At 66.0% G+C, this 18,143-nt stretch carries 19 protein-coding genes and 1 other RNA gene; 10 read left to right on the top strand and 10 right to left on the bottom strand.

The genetic code is table 11. The annotated features are described in order from the left end of the window. Positions 1-7 precede the first annotated feature (7 nt). Entirely contained in the window at positions 8-769 is a 762-nt protein-coding gene (locus tag OSH05_RS24185) for a c-type cytochrome (protein WP_104221116.1), read from the bottom strand. 178 nt (positions 770-947) lie between these two features. On the opposite strand from OSH05_RS24185, the gene OSH05_RS24180 reads away from it, so the two are divergent. Both OSH05_RS24180 and OSH05_RS24175 read left to right on the top strand, forming a co-directional pair. Then, positions 948-1,760, top strand: coding sequence for a 3-deoxy-manno-octulosonate cytidylyltransferase (locus OSH05_RS24180; RefSeq protein ID WP_207778827.1), 813 nt, complete (start codon positions 948-950; stop codon positions 1,758-1,760). Continuing rightward, positions 1,757-2,605: a prephenate dehydratase gene (locus OSH05_RS24175; protein WP_104221114.1), complete on the top strand. Its 849-nt coding sequence runs from the start codon at positions 1,757-1,759 to the stop codon at positions 2,603-2,605. Before OSH05_RS24180 ends, OSH05_RS24175 begins: the two co-directional genes overlap by 4 nt. Here the strand turns inward: OSH05_RS24175 and OSH05_RS24170 are convergent. Together OSH05_RS24170 and nudC are read right to left on the bottom strand one after the other, a co-directional pair. After that, positions 2,560-3,390 (bottom strand): glycosyltransferase family 25 protein, encoded by an 831-nt coding sequence (locus OSH05_RS24170; protein WP_165801719.1) that lies wholly within the window; start codon positions 3,388-3,390, stop codon positions 2,560-2,562. The genes OSH05_RS24175 and OSH05_RS24170 overlap by 46 nt on opposite strands. A 178-nt stretch (positions 3,391-3,568) precedes the next feature. Then, a complete protein-coding gene (gene nudC / locus OSH05_RS24165) occupies positions 3,569-4,531 on the bottom strand; it encodes an NAD(+) diphosphatase (protein ID WP_104221112.1) in 963 nt (320 codons plus the stop codon). A 156-nt stretch (positions 4,532-4,687) separates the two neighbouring features. Here nudC and ffs point away from each other — a divergent pair. The 5 genes from ffs (at position 4,688) to OSH05_RS24140 (ending at position 8,321) form a co-directional block, all read left to right on the top strand. Next, positions 4,688-4,777: signal recognition particle sRNA small type (gene ffs, locus OSH05_RS24160), an RNA gene on the top strand. A gap of 128 nt (positions 4,778-4,905) precedes the next feature. Next, positions 4,906-6,723 (top strand): DNA polymerase III subunit gamma/tau, encoded by a 1,818-nt coding sequence (locus tag OSH05_RS24155; protein ID WP_104221126.1) that lies wholly within the window; start codon positions 4,906-4,908, stop codon positions 6,721-6,723. Positions 6,724-6,754: 31 nt separating this feature from the next. Then, on the top strand, positions 6,755-7,078 hold the full coding sequence (locus OSH05_RS24150; protein ID WP_104221111.1) for a YbaB/EbfC family nucleoid-associated protein: 324 nt from the start codon (positions 6,755-6,757) through the stop codon (positions 7,076-7,078). Positions 7,079-7,094: 16 nt separating this feature from the next. Then, entirely contained in the window at positions 7,095-7,700 is a 606-nt protein-coding gene (recR, locus tag OSH05_RS24145) for a recombination mediator RecR (protein ID WP_104221110.1), read from the top strand. A 9-nt stretch (positions 7,701-7,709) separates the two neighbouring features. Beyond that, the gene (locus OSH05_RS24140) at positions 7,710-8,321 is read left to right on the top strand and encodes a DUF924 family protein (RefSeq protein ID WP_104221109.1); all 612 of its coding nucleotides are present in this window, start codon (positions 7,710-7,712) and stop codon (positions 8,319-8,321) included. A gap of 26 nt (positions 8,322-8,347) precedes the next feature. Here the strand turns inward: OSH05_RS24140 and OSH05_RS24135 are convergent, their stop codons facing one another. Next, entirely contained in the window at positions 8,348-9,520 is a 1,173-nt protein-coding gene (locus OSH05_RS24135; RefSeq protein ID WP_104221125.1) for a DNA recombination protein RmuC, read from the bottom strand. A 142-nt stretch (positions 9,521-9,662) separates the two neighbouring features. On the opposite strand from OSH05_RS24135, the gene def reads away from it, so the two are divergent. From def to truA, 3 genes are read left to right on the top strand one after another with little or no spacing between them, the layout of a single operon-like run. Further along, on the top strand, positions 9,663-10,217 hold the full coding sequence (gene def, locus OSH05_RS24130; RefSeq protein ID WP_104221124.1) for a peptide deformylase: 555 nt from the start codon (positions 9,663-9,665) through the stop codon (positions 10,215-10,217). Positions 10,218-10,230: 13 nt separating this feature from the next. Next, the gene (gene fmt / locus OSH05_RS24125) at positions 10,231-11,163 is read left to right on the top strand and encodes a methionyl-tRNA formyltransferase (protein WP_104221108.1); all 933 of its coding nucleotides are present in this window, start codon (positions 10,231-10,233) and stop codon (positions 11,161-11,163) included. Between the two features lie 8 nt (positions 11,164-11,171). Continuing rightward, positions 11,172-11,957 (top strand): tRNA pseudouridine(38-40) synthase TruA, encoded by a 786-nt coding sequence (truA, locus tag OSH05_RS24120; protein ID WP_104221107.1) that lies wholly within the window; start codon positions 11,172-11,174, stop codon positions 11,955-11,957. Here truA and OSH05_RS24115 read toward each other — a convergent pair. The 6 genes from OSH05_RS24115 to OSH05_RS24090 all read right to left on the bottom strand — a co-directional run bounded on the left by OSH05_RS24115 (position 11,910) and on the right by OSH05_RS24090 (position 18,058). Further along, positions 11,910-12,488: a hypothetical protein gene (locus tag OSH05_RS24115; protein WP_104221106.1), complete on the bottom strand. Its 579-nt coding sequence runs from the start codon at positions 12,486-12,488 to the stop codon at positions 11,910-11,912. The two genes, truA and OSH05_RS24115, sit on opposite strands and share 48 nt — an antisense overlap. Before the next feature lie 17 nt (positions 12,489-12,505). After that, entirely contained in the window at positions 12,506-13,684 is a 1,179-nt protein-coding gene (gene dapE / locus OSH05_RS24110; RefSeq protein ID WP_104221105.1) for a succinyl-diaminopimelate desuccinylase, read from the bottom strand. Between the two features lie 39 nt (positions 13,685-13,723). After that, the gene (locus OSH05_RS24105; protein WP_165801718.1) at positions 13,724-14,158 is read right to left on the bottom strand and encodes a DUF805 domain-containing protein; all 435 of its coding nucleotides are present in this window, start codon (positions 14,156-14,158) and stop codon (positions 13,724-13,726) included. 94 nt (positions 14,159-14,252) lie between these two features. Further along, positions 14,253-15,101 carry a 2,3,4,5-tetrahydropyridine-2,6-dicarboxylate N-succinyltransferase gene (dapD, locus tag OSH05_RS24100; protein WP_104221103.1) on the bottom strand — a complete coding sequence of 283 codons (849 nt, stop codon included), beginning with the start codon at positions 15,099-15,101 and terminating at the stop codon, positions 14,253-14,255. A gap of 172 nt (positions 15,102-15,273) precedes the next feature. Then, positions 15,274-16,392, bottom strand: coding sequence for a glycosyltransferase (locus OSH05_RS24095; RefSeq protein ID WP_104221102.1), 1,119 nt, complete (start codon positions 16,390-16,392; stop codon positions 15,274-15,276). Positions 16,393-16,495: 103 nt separating this feature from the next. Then, on the bottom strand, positions 16,496-18,058 hold the full coding sequence (locus OSH05_RS24090) for a hypothetical protein (RefSeq protein ID WP_104221101.1): 1,563 nt from the start codon (positions 18,056-18,058) through the stop codon (positions 16,496-16,498). Positions 18,059-18,143: the final 85 nt, after the last annotated feature.

Below are 18,143 nucleotides of genomic sequence, written 5' to 3'. Positions count from 1 at the left end.
CGGCGGCTTATGGGTTGGCCGGTGCCGGTGCCGCAGGAGCTGGTGCGGGGGTCGCAGGCGCCGGTGCGGGAGCCGCAGGGGCTGGCGCAGGCTCGGCAGCCGGAGCGGCCGGAGCCGCTGGTTCCGCGACGGGGGCAGCGGGCGCTGCCGGAGCTGCATCCGCAGGCTTGACGGGAGCCGGCGCTGCATCGGCGGGTGCGGCAGCCGGAGCGGCGGCTTCCGGCGTCGGCAGCGGCTCCGGGGTGGCCGCCAGCGTGCGCAGATAGGCGATGACGTTGGCGCGATCTTCCGGCTTCGGCAGACCGGCAAAGCCCATGGCGGTGCCGGGCATGTCGGCGCTCGGCTTCTTCAGGAAGTGATAGAGATGCTCATAGGTCCACTTCTCGCCGGCTTCGTGCGCCTTCTGCAGCGGCGCCGAATATTTGAAGCCGGCCATCTCGCCGATCGGACGATCCAGTACGCCGTAGAGATCGGGGCCGACCTTGGCGCCGGCGCCTTCCACGAAATTGTGGCAGGCGGCGCATTTCTTCGCGACGGTCGCACCAGCCTCTGCGTTCGCCGTCTGCATCAGGACGGCGATCGGCGGGTCCTGGGCCACGGCGGGAGCCGCGCCTCCAGCTGCCGGTGCCTCCGCTACCTCGATCACGAAGCCGGGCTTCTCCGCCTCGGCCGGCGCATAGACGGCTCCGGCGATGATGCCGAGCGACATCACGAGCAGCAGCGTGCCGAGGATCGCGCCAAGAATCTTGTTACGCTCGAAAGAATCCATAGGAAAGGTCCCGGCCAGCAGCAGATACCGACAACAGCGCAGCCAAGAGCCGCATCCGCCATCACATGTGGCGCGGAAACTACAAGCTTTTCCGGGCGAGGCGCAATACGTATGAACGCCCGGGGCTTGAGACCTTTTGACACCCGGCATGCCGGGGCGGAGACAGGAACCGCACAGAATGAACCTTTCGAACCGAGCGCTGGTCCTCGTTCCGGCGCGTATGGCTTCCACCCGCCTGCCGGGGAAGCCCCTCGCCGACATCCATGGCGAGCCGATGATTGTGCATGTCTGGCGTCGGGCCGTCGAGGCCGCGATCGGGCCGGTCGTGGTCGCCAGCGATGATTCGTCCATCGTCGCCGCGATCCGCAAGGTCGGCGGCGAGGCGGTCATGACGCGATCGGACCATCCGAACGGTTCTTCCCGGATTCATGAGGCCGCCGGCCTCGTCGATCCTGAACGAAAGTTCGATATCATCGTCAACGTGCAGGGCGATCTGCCGACGATCGAGCCGTCTTCTGTGCGCGCTGCGTTCCAGCCGCTCGCCGATCCCGCCGTCGACATCGGTACCATCGCCGCCTTCATCGAGACGGAGGCTGACCGCCTCAACGAGAACATCGTCAAGATCGTCGGCTCGCCGAAGCGGATCGCCGGCGTGCCGTCGGACCGGCATCTGCGGGCGCTGTATTTCACCCGCGCCACGGCGCCATGGGGCGAGGGGCCGCTCTATCATCATATTGGTCTCTATGCGTATCGCCGCGCCGCGCTCGATCGCTATGTCGCCCTGCCGCCGTCGCCGCTCGAAATGCGCGAAAAGCTGGAACAATTGCGGGCCCTGGAGGCTGGCATGCGCATCGATGTCGAGGTCGTTGACGCGGTTCCGCTCGGTGTCGATACTCCTGCCGAACTCGAAAGAGCCCGCCTTCTCCTCGATCCCGGCGCGTCGGCGCGCATCGACGGATCCCTGTCCAGCAAAGAAAAGCCTTCGAAATGAAGAAAGTCGTGTTCCAGGGCGAGCCGGGAGCCAATTCCCACATCGCCTGTGCCAATGTCCTGCCCGACTATGAAGCGGTGCCGGCGCCGACCTTCGAAGATTGCTTCCAGGCGATGACGCGCGGCGATGTCGATCTCGCCATGATCCCGATCGAGAACTCGCTCGCGGGCCGCGTCGCCGACATCCATCATCTGCTGCCGGATTCGGGGCTGCATATCATCGGCGAGTATTTCCTGCCGATCCGCTTCCAACTCATGGCGCCGTTCGGAGCAACGCTCCAGACGATCCGCACGGTGGAGAGCCACGTTCATGCCCTCGGCCAATGCCGGCGCATCCTGCGCGAGCATGGCTGGCGCGCCATCGTTGCTGGCGATACTGCGGGGGCGGCACGCCTCGTGGCCGAGGCGGGCGATCTGAGCCGCGCCGCGCTCGCGCCGCGCCTGGCCGCCGAAATCTACGGCCTCGATATCCTGGCCGAGAATGTCGAGGACGCCGAGCACAATACGACCCGTTTCGTGGTCCTGGCGCGCGAGCCCGTTCATGCCCGCGCCGGCAATGGGCCGGTCATCACCACCTTCGTGTTCCGCGTTCGGAACATCCCGGCGGCGCTCTACAAGGCGCTCGGCGGCTTTGCGACCAACGGCATCAACATGACGAAGCTGGAAAGCTACCAGCTCGGCGGCCGCTTCTTCGCGACGCAGTTCTACGCGGATGTCGAGGGTCATCCCGACGACCGCGCGCTTTCGCTCGCGCTGGAGGAACTGCAGTTCTTCTCCGACGAAGTCCGGATCCTTGGTGTCTATCCGGCGGCGGATTTTCGCGCCGGTGTCGCTGAGACATTCTGATCATGTGACCGGCGATCGGGCGCCCCCGCTCCCACGGTGCCCAATCGCTGAATATCCGAATCGGCATGGCTGTTCGGACCCAGCACCAGGGGCGGATAGCAGGCGAGGACCTTGAGCCTGCCCTCTTGAAGGGCGACATTCATCATGCCGTCGACGCCGCACGGGATGACGGACCGGCCTTCGCCGATCATCTCGATGCGCGCCCGCGACGAGAGGGGGAAGCAGGCGTTGATCAACGCTCGGGCGCCTGCCGGGGTGATCGCATAGGCGAGCGATCCCCAGAACTGCAGGCACTGGAACAGCTGCGGCCGCACGTCCTGCAGTTTTCCGTAGTCGCGGAAGTAGCCCGGGCGGCGCTTGATCCTCTCGTCGAAGCGCACGACCGAGACAAAGCCATCCGCGCCGCGGAGCGCCGTGACCGCGTCGGTGTTGAAGCCGAACAGGATGATGGGATGGGCTGAGAGGTATCGCTCCATCAGCGGGCGGGCATGGCGCCAGAAATCACCGCGCAGACAAGCATCGTCCTCGAAGACAAGGAACGGTTGGTGGCCGGCGGCGCAAGCCTGCCAGAGCGAAAGCTGTGAGAGGGCGTTGCCGAGCGCGCCATTGTTGAATTCCCGGTCGGCCGGATCGAGCAAGCCCTGCTCGATCAGCCTGGCCCGATCGATCCGCCGGCCATCGGCGGCGGCAAGGAACTCGAACCGAAGAGGCTGATGCCCGTTCCACTCCATGAACTGGTTGCGGCGATCTGGCCGTCGCTCAAGATTGATGACGTGAATGCGCAACCGATCGGCTCCGAGCCTGATGCGACCGGGCGATCCGGCCGTCAAACTATCTTGTGGGGTATTTTCCCACGCGACAATCGGCTGTCAAACGGCTTCTCTGTCGACTACGAATTTCCGTTGAGTTGTTGCAGGGAATCCTGGCGGTGCGGTGGAAATTGCGCCCGAGAGACGCGATCCGCTACTGCTCGGCCCAGGCGCGGATGAGCGTGTGAGCGATGGCCATCTTGGGCGGTGTCGAGAGGCCGGCGGGGTGGCTACCGGATAGCATCGCCAGTGTTTCCTGGCGCGAGAACCAGCGGCAATCCTCGAGCTCTTCCGTGTCCGGCACGATATCGGTCGAGATCGCCTCGGCGAAGCAGCCGATCATTAGCGACATCGGGAAGGGCCAGGGCTGGCTGGCGTGATAGGCGACGCGGCCGATGCGGATACCGGCCTCTTCCTGGATCTCGCGGCGCACCGCATCTTCGATGGTCTCGCCGGGCTCGACGAAGCCGGCGAGGCAGGAATAGGTGCCCGGCGCGAAGCGGGCCTGTCGTCCCATCAGGCATTGGTCGCCATGGGTGGCGAGCATGATGGCGACCGGATCGGTGCGCGGGAAATATTGCGCGTTGCAGGAAGGGCAGTCGCGGCGATAGCCGGCCTGCGCCATCTGCGTGCGCGTGCCACAGCGTCCACAGAACCGGCAGGAGCCGTGCCAGTGAAGGAGCGCTCGAGCCTGCGCCAGCGCGCCCAGCGTTGCCGGATCGGCGGTGTCGGCGAGCAGTCCGCCGGCCGCGCCGTTGATCGCCAGCGTGCGCATCGACACAGCGTGGAAGATGTCGACATCGAACGAAACGTCGGATGTCAGCGTCGTCGCCAGCCGCGGCGAAGAGCCGTCCCAGCCGAGCAGGATCACATCGTCCATCGCCGCACCAACGGCGTGGGCCTCCTTCAGCGTGAACAGCGCGTCGACCGATTCGCTGCTCCGCAGCAAGGCATCGTCGCCGCGCAGCAGGAAGATGCGCGCGGAAGGGTCGGCGAGTGTAGCGGCAAGCGTCGATTCGTTGCGCGCTTCGCTGCGGCGTTCGAGACGGTTGCCAGAAAAGCCGGTCAGGGTGCTCGGCTCCGGCGTCGGCAGGCGGGAAAAAACGGAACGGGTCATTGCGCGTGGTGATCGAGAGGGGCGGGTCAAGCGCCGGCAGGCCGGCCGATTCCCTTGGGGGCGGCCATTACGCCACAGAGCGTTCCTCGGCGATAGTCCCGTGCCGCGCGAGGGGGCTTGCCTTCGTCGCGCCAAAAGACGATATGTGCGGCGGGAGGTTGGTGGTGGACGTACCACTCGCCAACCGGGTCAGGTCCGGAAGGAAGCAGCCCCAACGAGCCAGGCACGGGTCGCGTGCCAGCCTCCCACTTTTCCCCTATCGTCTCCGCGCGTGCCGCCCATCTGGGCGGGCGTTGCCGCATGAGAGGATTTATCCTCGCGCTTTGCGGCCGATCGCGGATATATCCATCAGCGAACAGGGCGACGGACCGGCGATGGATGGCGGCGATCAGATAAGCGGGACGACGACTGGCGCTGGCGGCGCCTATCGTGTCCTTGCGCGCAAATACCGGCCGAAGAGCTTCGACGACCTCGTCGGCCAGGAGCCGATGGTCCGCACGCTGACGAACGCGTTCGAAACCGGGCGGATCGCGCAGGCCTATATGCTGACGGGCGTGCGCGGCGTCGGCAAGACGACGACTGCGCGCATCCTCGCCCGTGGCCTCAACTACAAGACCGAGACGATCGATCGGCCGACCATCGAAATGCCCGTGCTTGGCGTCCATTGCGCCGAGATCATGGAAGGGCGCCATGTCGACGTGATCGAGATGGACGCGGCCTCCAATAACGGCATCGACAATATCCGCGAGATCATCGAGGCAGTTCGCTACAAGCCGGTTACGGCCCGCTACAAGGTCTATATCCTCGACGAAGTGCACATGCTCTCCGGCGCCGCCTTCAACGGCCTGTTGAAGACGCTGGAGGAGCCGCCGGAGCATGTGAAGTTCATCTTCGCCACCACCGAGATCCGCAAGGTGCCGGTCACGGTGCTGTCGCGCTGCCAGCGTTTCGATCTGCGCCGCATCGAATCGGGCCAGCTCATCGGCTTGCTCTCCTCGATCACGCAGAAGGAGAACGTCGAGATCGACGGCGAGGCGCTCGCCATGATCGCGCGCGCCGCCGAGGGCTCGGCTCGCGATTCGCTGTCGCTGCTCGACCAGGCCATCGCTCATGGTGCCGGCGCGATCCGCGCCGAGGATGTGCGCGCCATGCTCGGCCTCGCCGACCGGGCCCGCATCGTCGATCTCTTCGAGGCGCTGATGGCCGGCCGTACCGCCGAGGCGCTGAGTCTTCTGAAACATCAATACGATATCGGCGCCGATCCTTCCGTCGTGCTTCAGGACCTCGCCGCCTTCACCCATATGGTGACGCGCTTCAAGGTCGTGCCGGACCCTTCCGATCAGGCAGCCTTGCCCGAATCGGAGCGCCAGCGGGCGGCTGCTTTTGCGGCAGCTCTTTCGCTTCGCGTGCTGTCGCGCGCCTGGCAGATGCTGATCAAGGGCATCGATGAGGTCGCGACCTCAAGCCGGCCTCTCGCCGCCGCCGACATGGTGCTGATCCGCATCGCCCATGTCGCCGATATGCCGACACCGGACGAGGCGCTGCGGCTGCTGAAGTCTGGCGCCGCCCTTCCCGCATCGGCGCCGGCGAGCCCGGCGCCCGCCGCGTCGTTGCCTTCGGGTCCGACGGCTAGTGCCCGCACCGGCAATGGCGGGCTTCGGCCCCTGCCGGCGGTCGAGGCCTTTGCAGCGCCCGATCCCGCGCCGCAGCCGGTCCCCACGCCGAGCGCCAAGGCGGAGCCGGCGATTCGCTTTCAGCGTTTTGACGATCTGGTCGCCTATGTCGGCATGAAGCGCGACGTTCCGTTGAAGCTCGCCCTCGAGACGCAGGTGCGGGTCATCCGGTTCGATTCCACATTGCTCGAATTCGAGCCGGTCGATGGAGCCGGGCGGGGTCTCGCGGCCGAGATCATGAGGAAGGTCAGCGACTGGACCGATACTCGTTTCAGCGTCGTGGTTGGCAAAGGCGCGACGGAGCCGACCATCGCCGAGGCGCGGGCGGCCATGAAGCTGAAGGCGCGCAGCGATGCGCGCTCGGATCCCTTGGTCGCGGCCGTTTTGGCGCGGTTCCCCGGCGCCGAGATCGTCGACGTGCAGATTCGGTCGGAGGAGGGCGCGGACGCGATCCTGCCGCCTGCCAACATCCCGGCGACCGAGAACCCCGACGAAGCGCCGGAAGCCGGCGAAGATTGAACTTTCAGAACGACAAGAGGAGCGAAGGCCTATGAGCGATTTCCTGGGCATGATGAAGAAGGCCAAGGAACTGCAGTCCAAAATGCAGGATATGCAGGCCGAAGTCGCAACCATCGAGGTCGATGGCGCCTCCGGTGCCGGGCTCGTCCAGATCACCATGACCGCCAAGGGCGACCTCCGGAAGCTCACGATCGACCCCTCCCTGATGAAGCCGGACGAGGTCGAGATTCTGGAGGACCTGATCATCGCCGCCCATGCCGACGCGCGGGCGAAGGCCGAGAAGGCGATGGCCGACAAGATGCAGGCGCTGACCGGCGGCCTCGGCCTGCCGCCAGGCCTCAAGCTGCCGTTCTGAGGCGCTTCCCGCCACCATGGCCCGTTCCGTCCTTGGACCCGAGATCGAGCGGCTGATCCAGCTTCTCGCCAAGCTGCCCGGCCTCGGACCGCGATCGGCGCGGCGCGCCGCGCTGGCGCTGATCAAGAAGAAGGAGCAACTGCTGGTCCCGCTCGCGGGCGCGATGAATGTTGCGGCCGAGCGGGTCAAGGTCTGCTCTGTCTGCGGCAATATCGATACCGTTGACCCCTGCTCGATCTGCACCGATCCCGAGCGCGATGGCCGCATTCTCATCGTCGTCGAGGATGTCTCGGATCTCTGGGCGCTGGAGCGGGCCGGGGCCATGAAGGCGCGCTACCATGTGCTCGGCGGCACGCTGTCGCCGCTGGACGGCATCGGGCCGGACGACCTGACCATCGATGCGCTGGTGCGGCGCTGTGCCTCCGGCGAGGTCGCGGAAGTGATCATCGCGGTGAACGCCACCGTCGACGGGCAGGCGACGGCCCATGTCATCACCGACCGCCTGACGGCGACGCCGGTCAAGGTGTCGCGCCTCGCCCATGGCGTGCCAGTCGGCGGCGAACTCGATTATCTCGATGAGGGAACGCTCACCGCCGCGCTCCGCGCGCGGACGCCGTTCTAGGGGCCAGGGATGACGGACATCGACGCAGACATTCTGATCCGGGCGCATCGCTTCTGGTGCGGCGAGCTTGCCAGTGTCGATCATTATCCAGCCGACAAGGCGGCACTGTGGTTCGAGCGACGCGACGAGACGGACGAAGCGATCCGCGCGGCCTTTGGCTCCGCTCTGGATGCGGTTTCGGCCGAGAACTGGGACCTCGCCGCCTTGCCGCGCGAGGCGCAGATCGGGCTCGTGATCTTCCTCGACCAGTTCCCGCGCAATCTCTTCCGTGCCGATCCACGGGCCTATGCCTATGACGAGCGGGCGCGGGCGGTGGCGCGCGATCTGGTCGAGAGCGGCGTTCAGCGCTTCTGCCTGATCGAGCGCTGCTTCCTCTATCTGCCCTTCGAGCACAGCGAGGCGCTGCGAGACCAGGACCTTTCCGTCCGCCTCTACGAGGAGCTCCTCGCCGACGCGCCAGTGGAACAGGCGGAAATCTACCGGAACTTCCTCACCTTCGCCGAGAAGCACCGGGCGTTGATCCAGCGTTTTGGGAGATTCCCGCACAGGAATGCCGAACTCGGGCGGATATCGACGGCGGAGGAGGTGGCATTTCTGGCGGAGAGCGGGCGGGGCTACTGACGGCGAGAGTGTCGAAGGAAGGCCCGCTACTCCCCCGCCAGCAGATCCCCCTGGCGGTCATAGGCCGGCGAGCCTTCTTCGCCGAATTCGAGCTGCTCGATCCGTGCGCCGCGATTCTTCAATTTGCGCGTCGAGATCAATATGTCGTCGATATCCTTCGAAGCCTGGCCGAAATGGGCCTGCAGCTTCAGGACGCGCTCGTCGACGCGGCCGACATCCTCCATCAGCTTCAGAACCTCTCCCTGGATCAGATGGGCCTGTTCGCGCATGCGCACGTCGCGCAGCACGGATTGCAGGACCTGGATCGAGAGCATCAGCAGCGACGGGGAGACTATGACGACGCGCAGCCGATGTGCCGCCTGCACGACGTCCTCGAAGCGCTCATGGATTTCGGCGAACACTGATTCCGACGGCACGAACATGAACGCCGTATCCTGCGTCTCGCCGGGGATCAGATAGCGCTCGGCAATGTCCTTGACGTGCTTGGTGACATCGCGGCGGAACTGGACTTCGGCGGCTCTCGCGAACTCGCCGCCCTCGGCGGCGCGGATGGCATTCCAGGCCTCAAGTGGAAACTTGGCGTCGATGACGAGGTCCGGCGCGCCGTTCGGAAAGGCGACGACGCAGTCCGGCCGGTTGCCATTGGAGAGCGTCGCCTGGAAGGCGTAACCGCCCGCCGGGAGGCCATCCTGGATGATCGCTTCCATCCGTCCCTGGCCGAAGGCGCCGCGCGTCTGCTTGTTGGCGAGGATCTGCTGCAGCCCGACGACCTGCGAGGAAAGCTCGGTGATGTTGCGCTGGGCATTGTCGATGACGGCGAGCCGCTCATGCAGGCGGCTCAGTCCCTCATGCGTATTGCGCGTCGTCTCGTTCATCGATTGGCCGATGCGGTGGCCAAACCCGTCGAGGCGCTCGGAAAGGCCGCGCACCAGGTCGGATTGGCGCGAGCCGAAGACTTCGGCCATGGTCTGCATGCGGCCGGTCATTTCGGACTGGATGCGGACCAGATCGGCGATGCGCTGTTGCAGTTCCGCGCCCTGCATATGCTGGTCCGCCTCCAGCGCCGCCCGCCGCGCCGCGCCGCGCCAGGCCAGAACGAGGACGAGAAACAGCATGAGCAGCGCAAGGCCGGCGCCGCCGAGCAGCGTCTCAGCAAGGGTGATCGGCCGGCCCGCGAGGGAAAAGAGAATATCCTGCATGGGCCGGACCATAGCAGATTTTCGTGCAAAACCAGATCAAAACATGAACATTGGGGCGGCGATTCCCCGAAAGTCGCGGCAATCCGCGATTGACCGGTTCGCGACGATTGCCTATTTCAGGCCAGCCAGCGTTGAGGTTTTCATGGCCAAGCTCGACATCATCACCCTTCCCGACCCGAAGCTCCGGCTCGTCAGCGCGCCGGTGGAGCGCGTCGACGACGATCTGCGCCGCTTTCTGGATGACATGCTGGAGACGATGTATGAGGCGCCCGGCATCGGGCTGGCGGCGATCCAGGTCGGCGTGCCGCGCCGGATCGTGACCATCGACGTGTCGGGTCGCGAGGATGGCGCCGAGCGGAAGCCGCTCTTCCTGATCAATCCCGAGATCGTCACCTCCGCCGAGGACCGCTCGACCTATGAGGAAGGGTGCCTGTCGATCCCCGACTTCTATGCCGAAGTCGAGCGCCCTGCCTCGGTGCGCCTGCGCTATCTCGATCGCGACGGCAAGCCGCACGAGATCGACGCCGATGGGCTGCTCTCGACCTGCATCCAGCACGAGGTCGACCATCTCGATGGCAAGCTCTTCATCGATTACCTGTCGCGGCTGAAGCGCGAGATGGTGGTCAAGAAATTCGTCAAGGCGGCGAAATCTGGCACCAAGCCCGAGTTCAAGTCGCACGCCAGCGAAGAGATGTGAGCATAGCCCGCCCATGAGCCTTCGCATCGTCTTCATGGGCACGCCGGATTTCGCGGTGCCGACGCTCACCGAGATCATCGGCCAGGGCCACGAGGTCGTCGCCGTCTATACGCGCGCGCCGAAACCGGCTGGAAGGGGTCTGGACGAGAAGAAGTCTCCCGTCCACCTCGTCGCCGACCATTTCGCTATTCCCGTGTTCACGCCGAAATCGCTGAAGGGCGAGGCCGAGCAAGAGGCGTTTGCCTCGCTGGACGCCGATGTGGCGGTCGTGGTCGCCTATGGGCTGATCCTGCCGCAGGCGGTGCTGGATGCCCCGCGCGAGGGCTGCCTCAATCTGCACGCCTCGCTGCTGCCGCGCTGGCGCGGTGCAGCGCCGATCCATCGCGCGATCATGGCCGGTGATGCCGAGGCGGGTGTGATGGTCATGCGGATGGAGGCGGGGCTCGATACCGGGCCCGTCGCCATGGCCGAACGGATCGCGATAGAGCCAGACTGGACGACGGGCGATCTGCATGATCGCCTGGCCCGGCTCGGCGCCGATTTGATGGTTCGCGCGCTGGCGGCGCTGTCGCGGGGCGGTCTCGATGGCGTGCCGCAGGCGGAAGCCGGTGTCACTTATGCCGCCAAGATCGACAAGGCCGAGGCGCGGATCGACTGGTCGCGGCCGGCCCGCGATGTTCACAATCATATTCGCGGCTTGTCGCCCTTTCCCGGCGCCTGGTGCGAGATGCAACTCGCCGGCAAGGCCGAGCGCGTCAAGGTGCTGCGCTCGACGCTGGGAGCCGGCTCCGGCGAGCCTGGAGCCGTTCTGGACGATCAACTCACGATCGCCTGCGGCGCGGGCGCGGTGCGCCTCGTCGAGTTGCAGCGCGCGGGCGGGAAACCACTGCCGGCGGTGGAGTTCCTGCGCGGGGCGGGGGTTGCGAAAGGCGACCGGCTCGGCTAGTCCGCGCCATGCCACGCTACAAGATCCTCATCGAATATGACGGCAGGCCCTATTCGGGCTGGCAGCGGCAGGCCAACGCGCCTTCTGTGCAGCAGACGATCGACGAGGCGATCCATCGCTTTTCCGGCGAAGCGGCGTTGACCAAGGGCGCCGGCCGAACCGACACGGGCGTGCATGCGCTGGGCCAGGTCGCGCATTTCGACCTCTCCGGACTCTGGAGCGGCGATCGCATCCGCGATGCGATGAACGCGCAGCTTCGTCCAGCGCCGATCGCGATCCTCGAGGCCGAGCCAGTTTCCGACATCTTCGATGCACGCCGCTCGGCGGTTGCCCGGCACTATCTCTACCGCGTGATCGACCGCCGCGCTCCGGCGGCGCTCGACATCGACCGCGTCTGGGATGTCCGCAAGTCACTCGATATCGACGCGATGCAGCAGGCCGCCGATTCGCTGCTCGGCAAGCATGATTTCACCACGTTCCGCTCGGCCGACTGCCAGGCGCTGTCGCCCTTGAAGACGCTGGACCGGCTCGATGTTTCCCGCGTCGGCAGCGAGATCCTTTTCGAGGTCTCGGCTCGGTCCTTCCTGCACAATCAGGTCCGTTCGATGGTCGGAACGCTGAAGAAGGTCGGCGAGGGGAAATGGCCGGTGTCGCGAGTGCGCGACGTTCTGGATGCGCGCGACCGCAAAGCCTGCGGGCCGGTCGCGCCGCCTGGCGGGCTCTATCTCGTCCGCGTCGACTATGCCTCAGATGCCGAACAGGCCATGGACGAAGAAGAGCAGGATCAGGCTTAGGCCGAGGTCCGCGGCGACGAGGCCGGCGGCCTGCGTACCGTTCCAGCCGAGGGTCCAGCGCGCGATCCGGTATTGATAGAAGAGCATGACGCCGACAACGACCAGCGACATCAGCTCCGACGCCTCCATCGAAACGATGCCGAGCCCGAACAGCAGCGAGATCACGGCCTGTGGGACGACGATAACCAGCGTCGACCAGTTGCGGACGATCACATAGCCGATATAGCTCCGCTGAATGCCGAGGCGTCTTGCCAGCAGGGCAAGAACGACCGGCATGGCGCCGAAATCGAGCCCAACGTCGAAGAGCCGCGCGACGGCCAGGGTCGTCAAGGCCGGTGCGTCCGGCTGCTGCGACAGGGTCATCCAGTCCGCGGCGACGACGATCGCGAAGAAAGGAAGGATGTAGAGGAGGGCAGCAAAGGAGCGCCAGAATCCTTCAAAGCTCAGATCAAAGCGCTTCAACCCGCTGGGGCGGCCGAGGAACAGCTCGATGGCGCCGGTGAGCGCGGCGGTCGTGTCGGCGGCGAGCATGGGCGGGCGGACTTCAGTCAGGCGAAATAGCCGCCCAGAAACCGGCGGTAGATGGCCTTGAGGGCGAGGAGGTCGGCGACCGCGATGCGCTCGTCGATCTGGTGCATGGTCTGCCCGACGAGGCCGAACTCGACGACCGGGCAATAATCCTTGATGAAGCGGGCATCCGAGGTGCCGCCGCTGGTCGAAAGGGCCGGCTTGCGGCCGGTTTCCGCCTCGATCGCGGCGGTAAGCGTGCCGATCAGCGCATCCGAACGTGTCAGGAACGAGGCGCTCCAGCCGGGCTCGAAGCCGAGTTCGTAATGGATCTCGTTGCCTGCCGCTTCTGCCAACCGGGCCTCGATCCAGGCCTCCAGCGTGTCGCGGGTCCATTCGTCGTTGAAGCGGATGTTGAAGCGCGCGCTCGCCTCGGCCGGGATGACGTTCCAGGCCTTGTTGTCGACGTCGAGACCGACGAATTCGAGATTGGAAGCATCGAAATGCTCGCTGCCATGGTCGAGCGGCTCCGCGGTGAGGCGGCGGACCAAGCGCATGAGTTGCGGGATCGGATTCACCGCCAGATGCGGATAGGCGACATGGCCCTGGCGGCCATGGACAGTGATCGTGCCCGACAGAGAGCCGCGGCGGCCGACCTTGATGGCATCGCCAAGCGTCGAGGGGTTGGTCGGCTCGCCGACAATCGCCGAATCGAAGCGGTGGCCGTGCCTTGCCGCCCAATCGAGCAGTTTGACCGTGCCATTCAGCGACGGGCCTTCTTCGTCGCCGGTGATGAGAAGCGAGATCGTTCCGGCCCACGGGCCGCCATTGGCGAAATCGAGGGCAGCGGCGACGAAGGCGGCGATGCCGCCCTTCATGTCGGCGGCGCCGCGGCCATAGAGCATGCCGTCCTCGATCGCGCCTGCGAAGGGCGGATGCGACCAGCGCGCCGGATCGCCGGGCGGCACGACGTCGGTATGGCCGGCGAAGACGAAATGCGGCGCGCCGGCGCCGATGGTTGCAAAGAGGTTTTCAACGTCGGGGGTTCCGGGCTCCGAGAAGACCGGGCGCTCGACGGTGAAGCCAGCCGGCTTCAGGACGCTTTCGAGAAGCGCGAGGGCACCGCCCTCTGCCGGGGTCACCGACGGGCAGCGGACGAGGCTCTGGAGCAGGCCGACCGGATCGGCGGGAAGGACGGATTCAGGATCGCTGGAGGACATGCCTCTCGTTGCCACGCCCTCCAGCACCAATCAAGCCCATCAGAGGCCCGGCTCAGGTCCGAAACGGTTGGGGCCTCGGATACCGGGCAGGATGACGAGTTCAATCGAACTCCAGAGGGCGAGCACCCAGCGCATATAGGACAGGAGGATGGCGCTATGACCGTGGGTAGGAATACCCGTCATGCCCGTGGCGATCTGACCCAGGAGCATCGGAGCCAGCGCATAGAGAAGGAGCCAGCTGGCCGATTTGCCCCGGTCATGCAGGCGCTTCGCCGCGACGGCAAAGGCGATCCAGATAATCGCCGGGTAGAACGCGATATCCAGGGCGAGCGCGAGCGCCGGACCCAGGAACGACAGGCGCTTCAGCATCACGGAGACGAACGGAAGGCCGATGAGATAGGCTGCAAGGATGATCCAGAAGGGCGCACGCGGCAGCCGCCCTTCAAACGAGAACAGAGCCCAACGCCAATCCAATGCGACCCCCGATCGTGGCGCGATCCCCCTTCGCACCACAACCGGATCGTGTCATTTCCCACAACCATTCGCAAGGATTTATGCAGACTGTATACTAGTCGCGCAGCAGTTCGTTGACGGAGGTCTTCGAGCGGGTCTTCTCGTCGACGCGCTTGACGATGACCGCGCAATAGAGCGACGGTCCGGGCGCGCCATTGGGCAGCGGCTTGCCCGGCAGTGAGCCGGAAACCACCACGGAATAAGGCGGAACGCGGCCGATATGGATCTCGCCGGTCTCGCGGTCGACGATCTTGGTCGAGCCCGAGATGAAGACGCCCATCGAGATCACCGAGCCCTCGCCGACGATCACGCCCTCGACCACCTCAGACCGCGCGCCGATGAAGCAATTGTCCTCGATGATCGTCGGGCCGGCCTGCAGCGGCTCCAATACGCCGCCAATGCCGACGCCGCCGGAGAGATGCACGTTCTTGCCGATCTGCGCGCAGGAGCCAACCGTCACCCACGTATCGACCATGGTGCCGCTGTCGACATAGGCGCCGAGATTGACGAAGGACGGCATCAAAATGGCGTTCGGGGCGATGTAGGCCGAGCGGCGGACGATGGACCCCGGCACGGCACGAAAGCCCGCGGCGCCGAATTCAGCCGCGCCCCAGCCGTCGAACTTCGAGGGCACCTTGTCCCACCAGGTGGAGCCGCCGGGGCCGCCGGAGATGGCGCTCATCGGGTTGAGGCGGAAGGAGAGCAGCACCGCCTTCTTCAGCCATTGATGCACGACCCAGTCGCCATCGACCTTCTCCGCGACGCGCGCCTTGCCCTTGTCCAGCAGTTCGAGCGCGTAGTCGACGGCCTCGCGCACCTCGCCCTTGGTGTCGGTTCCGATCTCGGCGCGCGCCTCGAAGGCGACCTCGATGATCGATTGCAGGGCGGTGTGATCGTGCGGCATGGGTCCGGTTCCGGTGCGTTTCTTGTCGGTATCGTGGTCGGCGGACGATATCGGCGGATGCGGCTAAGTCAACGGAAGTCTCGGCGCCTGGCGCACGCAAGCGGATCGCATGGCACGCTGCGGGCGCGTTGCGCCGGCTCCGTGGGGGGCAAGCCCGGCGCTCATCCAGTCTTCAGGCCTTGCTTTTCCAGACGAGGGACGCGCTGAGGAGATAGTTCCAGACGGCGCCGACGATGGATCCTGCGACGCCTGCCGCCCACCATGTCGCGGTCTCGTGGAACACCCAGCTGGCGGCGCCGACATTGCCGACCGCGCCGACGCCGCAGACGGCGTAGAACTTGACGAGCCCCGGCAGCATGGACCAGCCCGCAAGGCGGCGGTCGCGATAGGTCAGGAAATTGTTAACGAAGAAGTTGAACGTCATCGCCACGATGGTCGCGGCCGACTGTGCGACCACGAAGTCCGCGCCGGTGCCGAGCGTGAGGCGCAGCGTGAGGAGATGGACGAAGAGACCGAAGACGCCGACGAGGCCGAAGACCAGGAAGCGGACCGAGACGAGGCCGCCGGTGGCGCGCGAGAGCAGCAGCCCCGCGAAATCCAGCATGACCTGGTTGTCGAGCTTGCTCTCGCCGTGCTGGCGGGTGCCGAAGGCATAGGGCACCTCGCCGACGCGCAGATCGGGTCCGGCGGTCAGCAGGATGTCGAGCAGGATCTTGAAGCCCTGGGTCTGCAGGCGCGGGGCGGCCTTCTCGACGACCTCGCGCCGCAGCATGAAGAAGCCGCTCATCGGATCGGAGGTGCGGATGCGGAAGAGGCGTTTCGAAAGGCCGGTGGCGAAGCGGCTCATGGCGCCGCGGGCCGCGCTGAAGGAGGAGGCCTCGCCGCCGCCGGCATAGCGGGTGCCGACGACGAGGTCGGCGCCGGCGCGGATCGCGTCCAGCATGAGCGGCAGGGCCTTCTCGTCATGCTGGAGATCGGCGTCGATCACGGCGACGACGGGGGCGCTCGCCGAAAGCATGCCCTCGATGCAGGCACCGGCGAGGCCGCGGCGGCCGACGCGCAGGATCGCCCGAACGCGTCCGTCGCGGGCGCCGATTTCGTGGACGGCGTCGATGGTGCGGTCGGGCGAATCGTCGTCGACGAAGATCGCCTCCCAGGCGAGGCCTTCGAGCGCCGCGGCGAGGCGCTCGACCAGCGGCGCGATATTGCCGCGCTCGTTGAAGGTCGGGATGACCACGCTGAGTTCCGGCACGAGATCGGCCGGACGGATTTCGATCAGAGGCTGGTTCATGAGGGCTTTCGGGAGAATGTTCGAGAATATTTCTGTGGCGCGGCGGTCCGCAACCCGGATCCGGGCGACGGGGGACGCGGTTCAGCCGGTAGGCGGTTCGTGCTCAGGGCGTTGGCGGCGGGCCTGACGGTATCGGCATGGCCCCGAGTTCTTCGGGCCGGACATGCGCCACGACGTCTTGCGAGCGTGCCGCCATGATCGGGCCGACATGGTCTCTGTCTCGCCAGATCCAGACTTCGGTCGTCGGACATGGCCGGATCAGATCGGGCTGACCGAACGCGGAGAGGATGGCGGCGCGGTCGAGACCGGCCATCAGGATGTGGTCGTAATGCACGATGCCGTCAGGCCGGCGCCAATCATGGAAGAACCAATGGGGATCGTTGCCCCATAGATAGGCGGCGCCATCTCCGGTGATCTGTTCGATCTTCAGCGCATAATCGCTCGAAACGACCAGCCGCCGCGCATGCCAGAAATCCGCCAGGCCGGCATCAAGGCCTTCTTCCTGCACAAGCTTCGAGACGCAGAGCTCGTCCGGAGCGCGCCAGGCGAGGACAGGTGGCGCCGGTCCCGTCTGCGTGACCAGAACGACGGCGACGGCCAGCCCGGCCAGCCCCGCAAGGACAAGTACGCCGCCATCGATCCGTACGGCCAGCAGGAAGGAAAGCAGGATGAGCGGCCAGCCGATCAATGGCCACGCGTAGCGCAGGCTCGGAACATCGACGTAGAAACTCATCAGCGCAGCGAGCGACATCGCCATCGAGCCGAGCGCGAAGAGCAGCACGATCCGCCCACGCCGGTCCGTGCCGGGCATGCGCAGGAGCGCGCGCAGGACCAGCACCATCGTCGCGAGGCCGACCATGACGAAGAAGGCGAGTTGAGGCTGCGTGACCAGCTCACCCAGGAAAGTCCGCCAGGACCGCAGCACCGCCGGCAGCGAGACCGAGACGTTTCCCTGATGGAAAACGAGCTTCTGCGCCAGCAGGCCGACAATCGCCGCAAAAAGCACCGGCAGCGCCTTCAGGGCCGTGCGTAGCTTGGGCAAAGGCGGAAAATCGACGGCCGCACGGGCGACGACCAGGGGCACCACGCCCGTCAGGAGGAAGAGCGTATCGGAGAAGCAGCCGACGAGGACGAGGCCGATCGTCCATGGATCGCGGGGCCGCGCGTCGAGGCGCAGCGCCAGGGCAAGCGTCAGGACGAACGCGCCGGAATGGTTCATCGGCATGGCGAGATCGCGATAGGGTGCCCAGGGCACGACGAGTGCAAGGGCCATCGGCGCGCCGATGAAGACGACCGCGGCTGCGACCATGCGGTTGGCGAATCCGGCGGGCGCAAGGCGAGCGATGACGAGCGCAGCGAACAGGATTTCGGCGAAGAGCGTCAGCGCCGCCTGCAGCGGGATGGCCGCTCGCGCGTCCAGTCCCAGTCGTGCAAGGGCGTGATAGACGAGCTGGTCCGGAAACACGCCGATGAGACGTGCCTGCTGCTGCATGAACCAGCCCCAGGCCCGTGTCGCCATGTTCCAGCTGATCTGCGGAAGGATCAGCATGTCGGAATTGAACACTGCGTCGAGGCGGGCCTCGGCGCAGTAAAAATAGAACACAAGGATGCAGCACAGAATCAAGACGGCAGCCGACAGGGCGGCATGCCTGAACCACTGGGACACGGATGGCCTCTTTGCGCAGGTCGGGAAGACGCCGTGGCCGACGTCGGATCTGTGCCCCAGATCCGCCTGCTATGCTGAGCGATTG

Source organism: Kaistia algarum (genome assembly GCF_026343945.1).
Classification (GTDB): Bacteria; Pseudomonadota; Alphaproteobacteria; order Rhizobiales; family Kaistiaceae; genus Kaistia; species Kaistia algarum.
The sequence above is the reverse complement of the archived record's forward strand: the minus strand, read 5'-3'. Positions and strand labels throughout refer to the sequence as shown.